Origin of the sequence: Prevotella sp. kh1p2 (assembly GCF_900111525.1) — a bacterium.
In the GTDB taxonomy this organism is placed as follows: domain Bacteria; phylum Bacteroidota; class Bacteroidia; order Bacteroidales; family Bacteroidaceae; genus Prevotella.
On the sequence record NZ_FOHY01000006.1, the window covers coordinates 149,016 to 165,345 of the forward strand.

General features: G+C 53.8%; 7 protein-coding genes. 1 reads left to right on the forward strand and 6 read right to left on the reverse strand.

From position 1 onward, the window contains the following. Positions 1 to 686 precede the first annotated feature (686 nt). The 6 genes from BMW31_RS05300 to BMW31_RS05325 form a co-directional block, all read right to left on the reverse strand. Positions 687 to 3,197 carry a glutaminase family protein gene (locus BMW31_RS05300; RefSeq protein WP_091822091.1) on the reverse strand — a complete coding sequence of 837 codons (2,511 nt, stop codon included), beginning with the start codon at positions 3,195 to 3,197 and terminating at the stop codon, positions 687 to 689. A gap of 547 nt (positions 3,198 to 3,744) precedes the next feature. Then, positions 3,745 to 4,566, reverse strand: coding sequence for a DUF3823 domain-containing protein (locus BMW31_RS05305; RefSeq protein ID WP_091822093.1), 822 nt, complete (start codon positions 4,564 to 4,566; stop codon positions 3,745 to 3,747). A gap of 20 nt (positions 4,567 to 4,586) precedes the next feature. Continuing rightward, positions 4,587 to 6,644, reverse strand: a complete 2,058-nt coding sequence (locus tag BMW31_RS05310) for a RagB/SusD family nutrient uptake outer membrane protein (protein WP_091822096.1) — start codon at positions 6,642 to 6,644, stop codon at positions 4,587 to 4,589. A gap of 20 nt (positions 6,645 to 6,664) precedes the next feature. Then, on the reverse strand, positions 6,665 to 9,814 hold the full coding sequence (locus BMW31_RS05315; protein ID WP_091822099.1) for a SusC/RagA family TonB-linked outer membrane protein: 3,150 nt from the start codon (positions 9,812 to 9,814) through the stop codon (positions 6,665 to 6,667). A gap of 17 nt (positions 9,815 to 9,831) precedes the next feature. Further along, positions 9,832 to 11,292, reverse strand: coding sequence for a glycoside hydrolase family 76 protein (locus BMW31_RS05320; protein ID WP_091822102.1), 1,461 nt, complete (start codon positions 11,290 to 11,292; stop codon positions 9,832 to 9,834). Between the two features lie 14 nt (positions 11,293 to 11,306). Beyond that, entirely contained in the window at positions 11,307 to 13,136 is a 1,830-nt protein-coding gene (locus BMW31_RS05325; protein ID WP_091822104.1) for a carboxypeptidase-like regulatory domain-containing protein, read from the reverse strand. A gap of 368 nt (positions 13,137 to 13,504) precedes the next feature. Here BMW31_RS05325 and BMW31_RS05330 point away from each other — a divergent pair, with 368 nt between their 5' ends. Then, positions 13,505 to 15,883, forward strand: coding sequence for a DNA-binding transcriptional activator (locus BMW31_RS05330; protein WP_143049153.1), 2,379 nt, complete (start codon positions 13,505 to 13,507; stop codon positions 15,881 to 15,883). Positions 15,884 to 16,330 lie beyond the last annotated feature (447 nt).

Consider the following 16,330-nt stretch of genomic DNA (forward strand, 5'->3'; position numbering starts at 1 on the left):
AGAGGTAGGCAGCAATAAACACAGGACAAACCAGTATCCTCCCCTTAGAAAGGGGAGGTTAGGAGGGGATGATGACCGCAGCAAGTAATAGTTAATCTGCAGATGGATTATTGTCAGCCTGCAAAGTGGTCATCCCCTCCTCCGCCTCCCCTTTCCAAGGGGAGGATACCAGTTAGTCTTTCTGCAAACTGTTGCTTGCCCATTCCCGCAATCAACCAAAGCTGCAGCAGCTGAAAAATTACTCTGTTACTCTGTCTTTAAAAATAATCAACCAACCAGCAGGAAACCAGCAACAGCTTTTCCTCCCCTTGGAAAAGAGAGGTTAGGAGGGGAAGAGAGAGCCTATCCCCACCCTCCAAAAGGGAGGGAGCAATGATATATAAATCAACAAGTTACAAGTAAGGGAGAACAAAGGTGCCTTTCAAGCCCCTCGAAGGCCATCTTCAAGCCTCTTGAACGATGCTTTCAAGGAGCTTGAAGCATACCTCCATGATGCTTAGAGCCAAACTGCTACTCCGCCAAGACTCCAAAGAGACCATACAACTGCATAGTCAAAGCATAAAAAAAACACTCTGTCAACCCCCCTTCTGCATAAGAGCTAAGGATGACAGAATGATATATGAAAAGCATGCTGCCGGCATGCAATCGGCCCGCAGCTACAGGATGTGCTGCGGGCCGATGTGTTCTTAGCGCCTTGCCAGCTTGTGGGCAAGCACCTGCATCCAGTAGCCGCCGATAACGGAGCGGGCCTTGAAGCCCACCATCTCGGCCGTCTTGGTGTCGCTCCAGTCGCTGATGGGCACGCGCGAGGGCGTCTCGTTGATGTAGGTATATACGGGTTCCACGAAGCGGAGGAACGTCTTTTTGTCCTTACTCATGGCGGCCGTCCACATTATCCAGTCGGTCTTGGTGTAGTCGCGGCGGATGTCGAGGGGCAGACCGTACTTGTTCTGCTTCTTGAGGTAGTAGCTCACTTCGCGCCCGATGGCGTCGTTGGGGAAGATGTTCGTGCCCCAGAGCTTGTCCCAAACCATGTTGTACTTCTGGCTCCAGGTGTCGGCGCGGTCGAAGGCGAGGCGGTAGTGGTCGGCTTCACGTGCCTGGCGCTCCCACTCTTGGGCCATTTCGCGTGCCTTGTCCATGTACTTGGAGGCTGTTGCCTCGTCGCCCCGCATACGTGCCATCTCTGCATATCCGGCCACGCCCATGATGGCCTTGGCCGATAGATTGCAGTTGTGAGCCCAGTGACCGGCAAAATCGTCGGTGCAGAGCTGGTTGGCAGGGTCCTGACCGTTGGCCACCAGATAATCTGTCCACAGCGTGAGCAAGTCCCAGTACTGGTCGGCGTATTGGGTGTTGCCGTCGAGTTTGGAGAGCATGGCAGTTAGTGTAACCATGTTTCCGGCCTCCTCTATCGGCATGTCGCCACCGTACACCTGTCCGTTTGCTATGGGGTAGGTTCCCAGGTCGTGGGCGGCAAAGGGCTTGGTCCAGCGCCCGGAGCGGCTGTACTCAAAGATACTGGTCATCATGGCCTTCTCAAGCTGGGGGTTGTAGACCAGGTAGAGCGGTGCCGAGGGGTAGGTTAGGTCTACGGTGTTGACGCATCCGTTGGAGTTGTTCTCCTTGGAGAAGTAGAGCAGATGGCCCTCGTTGTCGGTGAAGAGCTTGTGGGCAGCCATCACCTGGCGGTAAGATGCGGAGAGTATCTCGGCATAGTGGGCGTTGCCCGAGGCCATTCCGTCGTCGTAGATACGGCGGTCGAGGGCGCGGCAACGCTGCATGACGGAGGCGTAAGAGGCGTTGAGCCGGGCAAAGGCGTCGAAGATGGAGACCTTGCCCTCGTGGGCCCAGTAGGCTTTATAGCGCCGGTACATGTACTCTATGTCCTGTATCTCGTCGTAGCCTATGAGTGCATAGCTGGCTGCGAGGCCCTGCACGGCGCCAAAGTCGTGCACGTAGGCCAGCGTGGGCATCTCTCCGGCACGGCGGGCCACTACCCGCTGCTGCGTTGCGGGCAGCTTGCCGGAGGAGAGGAAGCTGCCTTTCACCTCGTTGTCGCCGCCCAGGCTCACGGTTCCATTGATGCCGGGCAGGTACAGGTAGCCCCAGTCAATGCAGATGCCGTCGCCCTTCTTGGCCAGTATAGGCTGGTCTACGGTGCCCGTCTTGAGGTAGCTCACGCCCTGGTGCTGCTCTACGGTGGAGACGGTGGGCTGGTTGGCCTTGTCTGTTCCGATGAGGGGCGAGGCCGAGAGATAGAACTGCACGTCGTGGCTGCGCTTGTCGAGCGGGCGCACCTGGTAGCTGATGTAGTTTACGGGGGTAGAGAGCAGGTCGAGATCGTCGATGAGCATGGGCGCCGTAAACACCACGCTGAGTTCCACGGGGCCGCAGTTGAAGGTGTAGTAGGTCGACGTGGCCAGTACGTTCACGCTCTGCTGTTCGGCCTTCAGGATGCCGGCATTGGTGGTGGAAACGTCGCGGAAGAGGCCGAAGTCGGCATAGGCGCCGCCGCGGTTGTTGTAAACATGGAAGGCCATCACGTTGCGTCCCGGGTGCAGGAGCCTCTTCAGTTCGCCCGTAAGGTGCACGCGCTCATCGTAAACGGCCGTCATGCGGCCCGTTGCCACCTTGGTGCCGTTGATGTAGAGCTCGCAGGCATCGTCGTGGGAGAAGATGGCATAGAGCTCGTTAGCCAAGTCCTGCTGCGACAGGTTCACCTCGCGGCGGATGTAGATGTCGCTCTGCTCGGCCTCCCAACGCGTGCGGATGCCGTCGCCGGAGGAACCGAAAGCGCCCTTGCCGTGCTGCCACGCCTTGTCGTCGAAGTCGGGTTGCTGCCATCCGTCGGCCTGTTTCTTGTTGGTGTAGGCGGCATCCCAGCCCGTGTCTGCAGCCATGGGAGCCACGGCCTCGAGTATGGCACGACGCTCGTCGCCCATGAAGCGGTACACCTTACCGTCCACGCGGAGCAGTCCCTCCAGCGGTTTTTCGGCGTCGGTCCAGTGGCGTGTGGAGCCGTCGGTCAGCCTGTCATAGGGCGACCAGATAGAAAGATAGGGGTCGTTGACCACGAGCGGCACCGCCGGCAGCCGCAGCCGGGTGGCCTTGTAGGGCCTGAAGACTTCCGGGCTCTGTGCTCCGGCGGTCATGCAAGCCACGAGCAACAGTGCCAGCATCAATGTTTTTTTCATTTCATTTATCGGTTTAGAGTTCACAAAATCGTATTGTCGGTTTGTCGTTCATGCTATCTGTTCATCTTGAAGAGCCCCGTCTGCCCTGCTGCACGTAGTTAATGTACGTTAAGCCGGCTCCCGGCACGGCGGTTATCGTTGTTTTTCATGCTTCGCATCAGCCGCCCTGCCCTATCAAAAACAGACTCTAAAGTTACGTTTTATCATCGTGCCGCGAATGTTTTTTAGCGTCTTTTAACCAAAGAAAAACAACCAGAAGCAAAACATGCACACTAACTTCAGGCCCTTGTTGGTACCAAGCAGGGGCACGCGCCGTAGCCTGTCGCCCCTCCGCCTGTCATGAAACGGGGTGCGGCGGACATGCGGCGGGAACTTTCGACAGGTGTCGCACGATTGTTCGACAAGTGTCACATTATCGTGCGACACCTGTCGAAAGTTGCCGGACGGCATCTTTTGCTCCCTCGGGAGCGCGGCATGAAGACAAGAAAAAGGGCATGCCAAAAGGCGCCGGCAGTGCGGCAACCTTTCAGCATGCCCCCATGAGGTGCTACGGAATCATCACCTCCATAGGCTTGCTGTAGTTCCACCGGCGCGTTCCGCTGCCTGCCGGGGTATCGTAGTTGATGCGTGCTGCTGCCCGTACCCATACGTGGCGGCCTGAAGGAATGGCTATGCCCTTGGCAGACCTGATGGTTACGGGAGTATCCAAGAGGCTGTCGAAGGAATCGCCGTCATACTCTATACTGCTTGACCAGCGCTCGTCGCGGGCGCGGTAGCCTACGGACGAGGAGTAGCTTACGAAGAGCTGCACGTCGGTTACGTTGGGATATTTCTCATCGTAGTTGCCCATGGGCTCAATGAGTTTGCGGAATTCGTCGCGCGAAACGCCACGCGTAACCTTTACCTTGGCCGCAATCTGGCCGTTGGAAACCGTGGGATAGCCCACGAACTCTACCCTGAGAAAGGGCATTACCCTGAAGATGACTTCCGTAGAACCGCTTACCTTTACGTCCTGGGTATTATCGGCCAGCGGTACTCCGGCCTCGTTCTCACGCACGATGGGGATGAAAGGGCCGTCGACCCGCACGTTGTACATGCCCTCAAACACCTTGGTGTTGCGGAAAGAGCCGTCGGGCATGCAATAGAAGTCGGGGTTATGGTCGGCATTGTCGCTGTAGTCGAGCTGCGTCATGCGCACTCTGATGCCCTCGCTGCCCTGGTCGGTCTGCAGCGAGTCGCCCGTGGCGGCATCTATCACGGCGCCGTGGATGGTTTCGCCGGGCTCCTCGTAGTTGTCGAGTTCAAAGACATCGCAGGACGTAAGGCCCAAAACAGACAGCAGCATGGCTGATATTGCTAATTTTTTCATATTCGTTTTCTTTTAGGGTTTTATCGGTTAGGCTGCTGGTCGATGACGGAGCTCTTGGTTACTTCACCGTCAGGAATGGCCCAATAATAATCAAGGATGGAGTAATCGAAAGTCTTGAGGCTTACGAACTGGAAGTGTTCGTCGAAGAACCACTTGCCGGCCTGGGTGGAATAGAACGGATACAGACCGCGGAACCGGTATTGGCTGTTGTTGCTGAAGGTGTTTTTGTCGCGTTCCTCACCCCAGAATCCGTCGCGTCCCTCGTAGTGCTGAACGCGCCAACGGCGCAGGTCCCACTTGGTTTTGGACTCGAAGGCCAGTTCCTTTCGGCGCTCTCGGCGCACGATGTTGCGGCTGGCGTCGGTGTTGTTGAGCTTGGCTGTAAGCAGCGTAGCGCCCGCACGGGTGCGGATGGCGTTAACGGCATCGGTGGCATTCTGCAGCAAGTCGCTCCCGTCAGGGGCTGCCACTCCCGCTTCAGCCAGCTCTACGGCAGCCTCAGCCATATTGAGCAGTACTTCGGCATAGCGCATGAGGATGAAGTCCTGTCCGCATTTGCCCTCGCCGATGGTGGAAGATGGGTCGGGGTTGAGGTACTTACGGACGTAGAGTCCCGTGAGAGTGGCTTCGCCGTTGTTGTAGAACGGGCCGTCGGTACCGGAGGCGTTCATCGTTGTTCCGTCGGCCAGAGGCACCTTCTCCTGACTGGCGCCGGAGTTGGGACTCAGGTACAGCGTCTTGGGTTTCTTGGTATAGGCATCGAGCTGCTGGTAGGTTTTCTCTGACGTAGCATAGGAGTAATCTTCAAACAACGGGCTGATGGGGGTGCTGCCCACATAGGTTCCCGTGCGTATCTCCTGCACGTCGCCGCGGTGGGTGTCGCCGGGATAGATAATCCAGGCACGCAGGCGGGGCTCTACATCCTTGAAGAAATCGAGCGGAGAGTCATAAAGCAGGTAATGGCCGTTGCCGCAGTTGCTGCCGTCGGTAACGCGAATGGAGCCGTCGGCATAGCGGCCGAAACCGTCGAAGAGCTGACAGAAGTCCAGCGTGGGGCACATTCCGCCCGAGAGCGGCATGTGGTAAATGAAGGGAGCGTTGTAGGCGTCGTAGCCATGAGCAACGGTTGGCAGGTCGTAGTCTTTTACGTCAATGTTCTCGGGGCTGTCGGCATCGAAGAACATGTTGACCATGTTCTGATACTGGGCTGTAGGATTACCAGCTTCCCAGTTCTTCATATACAGTGTATAACGACCGCTCTTGATGACTTCGATGGCTGCATTGTAGGCCTCGGTGAAATACTTCTTGGATGCTGCTTCCCAACGCTCGGGGGCAAAACCTATGACGCGTACGCCTGTCTTCTTGCCAACGCCCGTCAAGTGGCCGCTCACCGTCTGGTTGTACTTTGCCACCGAACCGGCATAGAGCATGGCTTCGGACTTCCAGGCCAGCGCTTTATATTTGTTGCAATAGCCTGCCTTGGGGCTTGCAGGCTGCAACAGGCTGATAGCTTTGTCGTAATCGGCCAGCACCTGGTTCCAGGTGTCCTCCTCCGAGGAGCGCGGCACCTCAAGGCTGTCAGTATTGTTGGGATACTGGATAACCTTGGTAACCAACGGAACGCCACCAAAACGCCGGGCCATTGCGTAAAAGACGGTGGCGCGGATATAATAGGCCTCGCCCAGATAGTGATTATAGACTGTCTCGGGATAGCGGTCCTTGTATTTGGGGAGCGTTTCTATCATGCTGTTGACATCGCGCAACTCGGTAAATGCCATTCCCCAGTACGGCGTGTCTTCGCCCGTAAAAGCCCGGCAGATGCCGTCTCGGTCGAGACATTCACCCGTTCCCTCAATGCCCAGGCTCACCAGCCAGCCATTGAACTGGAAGCCCCATTGGCCCTGGTATTTAAAGTCCTCGTAAGGCATATAACTGTAGAGGCGAGCCAGATAAATATCCATGCCCGACTCGTCGCCCAGCAGCTGGTCGGCAGTAACAACATTCTTGGGCGGAACATCCATGTCTACACAAGATGCCAACAAACATACCGCTGTCAATAGTATTATAATTCTTTTCATACGTATCAAGTTTTTGAAAGTTAGAATGATAGCTGCAGGCCCAGCGTGAAGGTGCGGTTCAGCGGATAGAGCCGCCCGAGCTCATCGCTCGGATGCTCAGGGTCTACAAACTTTACGCCTGTAATGGTGAACAAGTTATAAGCATTGGCATATACGCGAAGGTTTAATGTAGGCATGACCGACAAACGCGGCAGGGTATATCCTATCTCTATTTGCTTCAGACGCAGGTAAGCGGTGCTCACACGGTTGAAGTCGGAATTGGCAAAAGGATAATGGCCGGTGAAGGCATAGTAGCCTCCAACCCATGTGGTTGCAGGGTCATAGGGGTCGGCAGTTGGGTCGGTAGGATGCCAACGATCCCAGAATTGCTCCAAGGCGCCGCCACCGCTCTGGCTGGAACCCCAGATGGAGTACAGCGGCTCCTCGTACGACATGGAGCCTAAGGCCGAACCCTGCCAGAGCATACTGAAGTCGAAGTTGCGCCAAGTGCAGTCAAAGTTCAGGCTGTAATTCATCCACGGCGTCTGGTCGAAGGCATACGGATGCTCGTCAAGGCTGTTAATCTCTCCGTCACCGTTCCAGTCCAGGTACTTGTAATCTCCGGGGAGCACATCGCGCTCGTGAAATACGGGGTCGTTCCAGATTTCGTCCCAGTTGTTGTACCGCCCATTACCCTCGTAGCCGAACTGAACTCCCTGATATCTGTTGTTCAGGTTGTCATGGCGCCATTGGTCGTAGGCATTGGCATAAGGACCGTTCTGGATAGCCGTTTCGTACTTCTGGCGCGTAACGGTAACAATGCCCTTTATGTTGTAGGCAAAGTCCTTTCCAATCTGGTAATGATGGCGCAACTCCAGTTCCAAGCCGAAGTTACGGCTGCTGTTAGCATTTTCACGCGGAGGATTGGCACCGATTACAGTGGGGAACTCAGAGACTCTGTACTCGTAGAGGCCTGTCATCTCACGGCTGAAATAATCGAGCGAGAAACCAAAAAGGCCGTTGCGCAAGTTGAAATCAATGCCTGCATCAAAGGTCTTGGCCTTATACCATGAGATAAGCTGGTTGGGAATGGCCATCGGAGTTGCGGCATAAACAAATTGATTGCCAAAGATATAGCCCGGAGTGTACTGGTTGTAGTATCCGTTTTCTGCATTCCCGCTCGTAGACGGATAGGTGTAACCGGCCACCCAGTCGTAACCGGCGCCGGAATCGTCACCCATCTCTCCGTAACTTAGGCGAAGTTTCAGTTGGTCGATGTCCTTCAGCCATGAAACGGATTTGAACCAGGGCTCTTCTGAAACAACCCAACCGGCGCTGACCGAAGGGAAGAAGCCCCAGCGATGACCGTCGGCAAACTGCGAACTGCCGTCATAGCGGAACTGCCCTTCAAACAGATAACGATTGGCGAAACTGTAGTTAAGGCGTCCGATGAAGGCATTGTAGTTGGCTGCATAAATACTTCCGGGGTAGCTGTTGCCTATCTGGCCGTCGTCTACTCCGTTAAACAGATAGGGCGAACTGAATGCCAAATTGCGCATGGCATAGAAGTTGTCGCCGGTACGGCGCTGCGACTCGAAGCCTAATACACCGGAAATGCTATGGAGTCCGAAATCGCGATGATAGTTAACGGTTAGCTGGGTAAGGAACTGTTGGGTGTCGAAGTGTTCTCTTGTCAATCGACTGGGAGAACTCGTCGAATACAATTTCTGTGTGTAAGATTGTGTGGTTGGGTCGTAGGCGTACTGGTAATACTCTTTGCGGAATATCGTGTTATTATTCAAGTGGTAATCGTAACTTATCATTGCCTTAGCCGAGAGTCCTTTCAATACATCGGTCAATGTGCCGAAATCGTAAGTCAAAGCCCCCGAAGTGAGTATCTGTGCACGCTTGTACTTGCGGTAACCCGAAATGTCTGATGTCATTTTGGCTACTGTATTCTCTTCAAGATCAAGCCCTTCATAATTCAGCATCGTTCCTGCTTCATCGGCATAAGCGGGAAACAGTACGCCTTGTCTCCAGTAATTGCGAATAATATCGACCGAACTGCTATAAGGATTATTCTGCTTGTCAACCATGGCATTGATGTTGAGTTCGGCTTTGAGTCCTTTGAATATCTCAGTCGTAATGTTTGAAGTAAGGTTGTATTTGCTGTAATTCAAATCGCCCGATTTAAAGAAACCTTCCTGGTACAAGTAGCCGAAGCTCATGAAATATTGACTGCGATCACTTCCTCCCGAAATGGTGACGTTGTGGTTAGTCTCAGGAGCAGACTTCGCAAAGATTAGGCTATTCCAGTCTGTTGTTCGTCGGGTGCCACTTCTGAAAGCCTCATAGTAATCATCCGTAAAGACTGGCGCACCTCCGTTTACATTGTTTCGAGCTCGCTCATTAAACAAATCCATCGTTTGATAGGGGTTCAGCAACTTAGGCATGCTCTTAGGAACTTGCACTGTGTAAGAGCCATTGTAGGAAACTTTCGTTTTGCCAGCTTGTCCTTTTTTGGTAGTTATAAGAACCACGCCGTTGGCAGACCGCAGTCCGTAAATAGAAGCAGAAGCATCCTTTAATATGGAGATATCCTGAATGTCGTTGGCATTCATGCGCTGAAAGTCGCTCATGTCACGAGGAATTCCGTCGATGATAACCAGTGGCGAGCCCATACCACGTACATCGAAGTTGTTGTTGTACGAACCAGGTTCTGCACTCTTCTGCCAAACGCGTACGCCGGCTACACGACCGGTAAGCATGTTCTGCGGATTTTCGTTCTTGGTACGCACCATCTCGTCACCCTTTACTGCTGCAACAGAGCCTGTAACCGAGCCGCGCTTCTGGGTTCCATAGCCCACCACAACAATGTCTTCCAATATATTGACATCATCCTGCAGCTTGACATCAATCTCATGCCGGCCCGCTATGTTAGTTGTAAAGGTCTTCATGCCGATGTAATTCACTACCAGCGTTCCGTTAGACGGCGCCTGCAGGGCATACTTACCATCAAGATCGGTGACCGTCATCGTCTTGGTTCCTTCTATGGATACCGTTGCTCCGATAACAGGTTCGCCATTCTGGTCGGTTACACTTCCCTTCAAGGCAATGTTCTGCGCATGTGTTCCCATGCTCATAGCAGTGAATACAAGCGTCAGAATACAGTTTATTACTTTTGATTTCATGGTCTGTTCGTTTTAGTTTACTCCTCGTGTACCTGGCACTGATAGTTTGCCAGCATGGCATACTCTGACGCGAAGGCAAAAGCAAACATGCCTTCAACCTGATTGTTTGCCAACGTCCGGCTCCAGCCAACAAGTAAATTGGTTGGCAAGAGGCCTCCGTGCAAATAGTTAGCCCAACCGTAATCCAGGTTATGCTGGAAACTGTCCAGGGCATCTCTGGCTGTTTGACTTTGTTTGCAGGCTGCTATATATCCACGCATGAGTACATCGTTGAACCAAGTACTGAAGCCTTCTATCGGATAAGAGTAATATCCTGGCACAGCCGCATCCTTGTCGGCAAAGACAGAGAACGAAGCCTTTGCAAGGTTCTCCGTATCCGAGAGAAAAGTTCCCAGACGAGTCACTCTGTACAGATCTGCGCATCCGGAGAGCATGGCTCCGCTGTTGTAAGTATAGGCAGTGCCGGAAGGAGTAGTAAGCGCGAGGCCCTTGCGATAGGTATTTCCTTCCACCTGCTCATATTGCGGGCTATTGCCGTTGACACCTATCAGGTCAAAGTACACGCCGTTGTCCATCTGCAGGTATTTCTTCTGCCACTCATAAATCTTCTTGGCATAATCCAGATAGTAGTCGCTCTTCTTTGCTGTTACCTCATAGCGATGCCCATTGAGGTCCACCTTGCGGTAGGTTATCATGTCCGCCTTGCCACGATAGATTTCGTATAGCCACACCAGCGGACTTACAAGCGGCCCGTTGCTGCACGAATGTTTGGTCACATATCCCGGTCCCCAGGTTATACCGCCGTTCTCATCGCCGTTGGCATTGATAGTGCAGTCCCACCCGTCGAGCACGTAATCCGTGAGATATTCGGCCTTAGCCAGATACTCCCCTTTGCCGGTAATCAGGTAGGAGCGTACCATTTCGCGAACCAGCCATTCCTGGTCGTCGTACACATTATTTGTACCCCCGGCGTTTGCACCTCCGGGTACGTCGGCCCTGTCCACTGCATACACCGTCCACTTCTTGGTCTGAGTATAAGAAGTAATGGTCGTTGTGCCGGCATAAAACTCCAATCCGGCGTATAGTTTTGTCAGCAGTTCCCCGTAACGGGCATAGTTGTCGGCATACAGTTTGGGAGCCAGCTTCTGGTTGGCCTTCAGGGATTCCATGACAGAATTCACCGCCTCAATGGCAGAAGTGTACATCCACACGCTGCCGACCTCCGCAGAGGCCGACTTTGTATAAGGATTATAATAGCGCTGCATGGTCATGTTGGCTCCGGTAAAATAACGGTTCACCGCCGTATCCGTCAGGGCGATGGCCTTTGACAAATCAAGAACGGCCAACTCTGCTCCTGCCTGCGACGGCAAGGGCTCGTGCGAGAGATTGTAAGGAATGCTGTTCATCTGCTCTTTCTCGCAACTGGCAAATCCGGTCATGCACAGCAGGGCCATTACTGCAGTCAGTATTTTCTTCATCACTAATTGGTATTTTAATTCAGGTTGATACTATAGATACAGAGCTTATTCTCGTCACCGTTGTCGGTGCCCTTATATACTCCCAGGCAGAGTGTTACGTCCTTACCGTTGAATTCCGAGAGATCGTACTGGAAGGTGGCATATCCTTCCGGATTTCCAGTTCCTCCGTCTTCATGTATGAACCAAACACTGCCGCTTTCGGCATTTCCCCATTTGTTGGCTGAAACCAGTGAGGGAGCGATATGCTTTACGTTCATGTCATTGTCGATAGCCGTCAATTTAAAATAGGTTGCATTGTTGCCGTTGAAGTTGCGGCACCTTAACACCAGGTGGTCGTGACCGGTCTGGATGGAGAATTTGGCATAGAAGTAGGCTTGCGGCTCCGTAAGGCTCACGGGAGTGCCGCCTCCGTTGGTCTTCATCACAAATCCTTCACCGGCAAAGGGCTCCGTATCTTTATGCAGTGGTACAAACGACCACAGTGCGCCTATATGAGCCACGTCGCGCCACGAATGGTAAGCCTTGCCGTAATCGTCGCGATTTCCGCTCTGAGGAGAAACTCCCGAGAAGCTCCACATGGTCTGCGGCATGGTTGAGCGAACCATTTCCCGGGTTAATCCCCAGCCGGAGAGCTCTTCGTTTACCGGAGTTCCCGTCAGCCATCCCCAGTTACCTTCGGGTACAGCCTGATTGTTGAAGGCGATACGCCGCAATACAAGCTGCTTCCAGTAGTCACCCTGACGGGCTCTGTAGATACCTACTGCTATCACAACATCCTTTCCTACGTACTGGCTCAGGTCAAAGACCTCGCTGGAGTAGCTTCCGTCGGTACGGTCGAGCGTACGGTTGTCGCCCAGTTTTACTGCAGTGGGCTCTCCGACACTCATGTCAATCACCTGCACACCCCACACCGTAGGGTCATCGGCCGAGGTACTATGGCTGCGACATTGTATGGTCATGATTTTGTTGTCTTCCGTTACATGCTTCCATCCATAGATGTAAGAGTCAAAGTTGTTTAAGTCGGCAGCGTGCAGCTTCCCCTCCTCGTCATTCTGTATCTGCAAGGTGGTACCTTCGTTCTGCTCTTCCCACCATCCGTAGAAGTCAAATGTTGCCATGAAGTCGGTAGACCAGTCCCAGTGGGGATAGCTTTCGCCATTGCGCCCGCCGCGATATTCGTTGTAATACCAGTGGTCGCCATTCAGCAGATCGTCCAGGGTTTTATGCGGCAAAATCTGCCGTCCGCCCATCGTAAGGTCTATGGTAGCCACGCCATCCACAAATCCGTCAATTCCCACCGTACGGGTGATGGTCTCGTATCCGTTGGCACTAAAGGTAACGGTATAGGCATCAAGCGGCAGATTGTCGATAACATACTTGCCATCGGCACCGGTTGTAACCGACTGCGTTTCGCTGATGCTTACCTTTACATCTTTCATCGGCACGTTGCCATGCTTGGCATCGAGCACCGTTCCTTCAATTCTGGCCGCAGCATACTCCATGCTTGCGTTTACCAGAGCCACCCCCTCGCTAAAGCTCTTGGGGGTTATGGTCACACTGATGGTAAGGTAGTTCTTCTTTGTAAAGGTGATGATGCTTTTCCCTACGCTCACACCTTCGAGCGTAAACTCGCCGTTGGCATTGGTGGTAGCGGTTTGGCCGTCGGCCGTTGCTACAGCCACACCCTCCAACGGAGCGTTGTAGTCATCGGTTATTACGCCGGTCACGGTACCCACACCCAGGTTTGTGCTTCTCGTGTCATCGTCGTCACTGCATCCGGCAACGGTGAATCCGAGATTTACTGCCAACAGCAGAAACAGCAGCTTGTAAAAGATACTTTTCATGTTCAATGTTATTTTAGGTTAGTTGATGCAACAGTTAACAGCAGGCTTGCTTGATTGTGCAATGATACAAAACATCTGGTTAAACCACAGGTTAAAAACCCATTAAATCAAAAAATATTGTACTAACCCATTCCTTTTTTGTTTCAAAACGCCGGCTGCAAAGCTAAAATAAACCGCACCGGCCTTGCCGGAAAGCCAAAAACTTGCTATCTTTGCACTTACACACTACGAACCGGTTAATTCCTTTCATGAGCAGAGCAGGCTACATACTTTGGTTGATTGCGGTTATTTTACCTTGCAAAGCCATTGCACAAGGGTTAATTTTCCAGAACCCGGCAAACTCTATCGAGAGACGTACTTCTTTCGATGTGTTCAATCATGATGAGATAATTTTCGAGAAGTATCTGGACATAACCTTCGACATGCAGCTTCCGCTTGCCGAAGAGGTGGGTTACATTGTCCGCATCATCGACCGGCCGAGCAAGCAAATCTACAACGTATTCTACGACGGGCGCGGGAACGACTATTTCGAGCTGAACGAAGAGGGCCGGAAATGTATCATCATGAGCCCCTTTAACCGCAACGAACTGCGCCGCAAGCAGTGGTTCAAGGTCAGGCTGCTGTTTGACATGGAACACAAAACCATCAGCCTGACCATTGACGGCAAGCAACACAGCACCCGCAAGACCTCGTTGCCCGGCCAGCTTACGCCGCAAATCATCTTCGGCCGCAGCGACTACCTGATAGACGTGCCCTCGTTTGCCATGAAGAACCTGGTCATCAGGAGCTCCGCCCACAACTACACCTTCCCGCTCAGCCAGGCCCAGGGCAACGACGTGTACACAGCGGCGGGAGTCAAGACGGGCTACGTGCTCAATCCACACTGGCGTATAAACGATGCCTACCACTGGCGGCAGCTGATGTCCTACTCTTCCCGGACCGTGGCCGGAGCCAACTTCAACGCCCGCCGGCAAGAAGTGTACTACTACAACAGCGACACCTTATTTATATATAGCCTCACATCGCGCCAGTTCCGCAAGATACCCTTCGCCTCTCCCTGCCCCGTACAGCTTTATCTGGGCACCAACTTCATTGACGAGAGCAACAACCGGCTCTACACGTACGAAACCTTCCGCGAGGGCAAGCGTGACGAGGAGCCCTCCATTGCCAGCCTGAACCTCGACACGTACAGGTGGAGCACCGAAGCCATCGTACAGATAAACGAAGGCCAGATGCACCACCACGGCTCCTACTTCGACCCGCGCCGGGGCGAGTACACCATCTACGGAGGCTTTGCCAACATGCGCTACAACGACATGTTCTACACCTACAACGTGAACGACCACCACTGGAGCATGCGCCACGACATACGGGGAGAGAAATTCCCGCGCTATTTCCAGGCTATGGGGTACGACAAATCGCGCTACGTGTACATCTTCGGCGGCATGGGGAACGAATCGGGCGACCAGACCGTAGGGCGCCGCTTCTTCTACGACCTGCACCGACTGGACACCCGGACCAACAAGGTTGAAAAGCTGTGGGACCTGGACTGGGGCAACCGCCAAAACGTAGTAGTGGCCCGCAGCATGGTGATACGCGGCCCTTACTTTTACGTACTCTGCTATTCCGAGTTCCTTTCCGATTCCTGGCTCAAGCTCTATCGTTTCTCGCTACGCAACGGCAGCCACCAGCTTCTGGGCGACTCCATCCCCATACACCCCGACCGCATCGAGACCGATGCCAACCTCTACTACGACCCGTTGCTCCGTCAGTTCGTGGCAACGGTGCTCGAGTTCAGTAACGAGAAGAGCTCGCAGCTGCGCGCCTACGCCATTAACGACCCCGTGCTTACCGAGGCCCAGTTCGCCCAAGCCTGCAAGTTGCCGCCTAACCGCTGGTACCCGTGGCTGGCAGCGGCCGCTCTGCTGCTAACGGGCGGCGGCCTGCTGGCCTTCCAACGCGCCCGCCGCAAACGCAGGCAGCAGCTGGCACAGTTCAGCACTCGGCCGGAGATGGAAGAAGAACCGCAGCGACCCAACAGCGTATGCCTGTTTGGAGAGTTCACGGTGCACAGCCGCACCAACCACGACATAACCTATCTGTTTACCGACAAGCTCAAACAAGTGTTCTGCCTGCTGCTGCAGTACAGCGATGCCGACGGCATCTCGTCGCGCCGGCTGGGCAACGTGATGTGGGGAGAGAAGCCACCCGAGAAAATAAAAAACTCCCGGAGCGTGGCCATCAACCACCTGCGCAAGGTGCTGCAGGAGCTCGACGGCATCGAGGTTGTTTACCGCAACGGCTACTTCAGGCTGCAGATGCAGCCGCCGTTTTACTGCGACTACACCGAGCTGAAGGCCATCATTGCAGCCGGCGAGGCCATGGAACGCCGCATGGCAGTGCTCGCCATCCTGCACAGAGGCAAGTTCCTGGAGTTTATGAACATGCCTGCGATGGATTCACTCAAGAATGAGACCGACGAAAGACTGGTGCCCACACTCACCGAAATCATGAAACAATCGTTCGCGGCGCAGGAATATCGCGTCACGATATGGTGCATCGAAGAGCTGTTTGTCATCGATCCCGTTAACGAACGGGCCTTCGGTTGCCAGCAGAAAGTCCTCAAGCGCATGGGCAAGGAGTTCGAGTTGCAGGAAGCCCGCCGCCGTTTTCACGACGAATACCGCAAGCTGATGGGCGAAGAATACCAGGAAACCGACAGTGCCCCCATCCTCCCGCTGTTCTGATACAGCAGCTCTGCCACGCCGGTGCCGGAGCAACGGGCAGGCCAAGCGTGGAGACGAAGTGACAAAACAGCCGTAAGCCAGCGCCCACACTGCCGTCTCGGCCGGAATTGCAGCCCCCTTCCGCAGCCGCAACATCATTGAGAACAGGCTCCCCAACTCACCGTTAAGGGCTGGAAACTGCAAATCATTAAGAATCAGTAAGTTACAACCAAGCAAGTAAAAGGTATCCTTCAAGCCCCCTGAAGGGCATCTTCAAGGGGCTTGAAGCTATGGGTCAAGGGCCTTGAAGGATAGCTTCGGTTTTCGCACTCGTAAGAATTTGTTTTTTAACTACTTGCGGGCAAAAGTTTCATAGCATATTTTCCGAAAATATCATCCCCGCCTGTCCTCCCCTTTCCAAGGGGAGGATACCGGTTTGTTTTACTGCTGTCGTTATCTTGCTGGTTA

Coding starts and splice junctions, on each gene's coding strand:
- BMW31_RS05300 (WP_091822091.1), bottom strand. CDS start 3,197: ATGAAAAAAACATTGATGCTGGCACTGTTGCTCGTGGCTTGCATGACC.
- BMW31_RS05315 (WP_091822099.1), bottom strand. CDS start 9,814: ATGAAATCAAAAGTAATAAACTGTATTCTGACGCTTGTATTCACTGCT.
- BMW31_RS05305 (WP_091822093.1), bottom strand. CDS start 4,566: ATGAAAAAATTAGCAATATCAGCCATGCTGCTGTCTGTTTTGGGCCTT.
- BMW31_RS05325 (WP_091822104.1), bottom strand. CDS start 13,136: ATGAAAAGTATCTTTTACAAGCTGCTGTTTCTGCTGTTGGCAGTAAAT.
- BMW31_RS05310 (WP_091822096.1), bottom strand. CDS start 6,644: ATGAAAAGAATTATAATACTATTGACAGCGGTATGTTTGTTGGCATCT.
- BMW31_RS05320 (WP_091822102.1), bottom strand. CDS start 11,292: ATGAAGAAAATACTGACTGCAGTAATGGCCCTGCTGTGCATGACCGGA.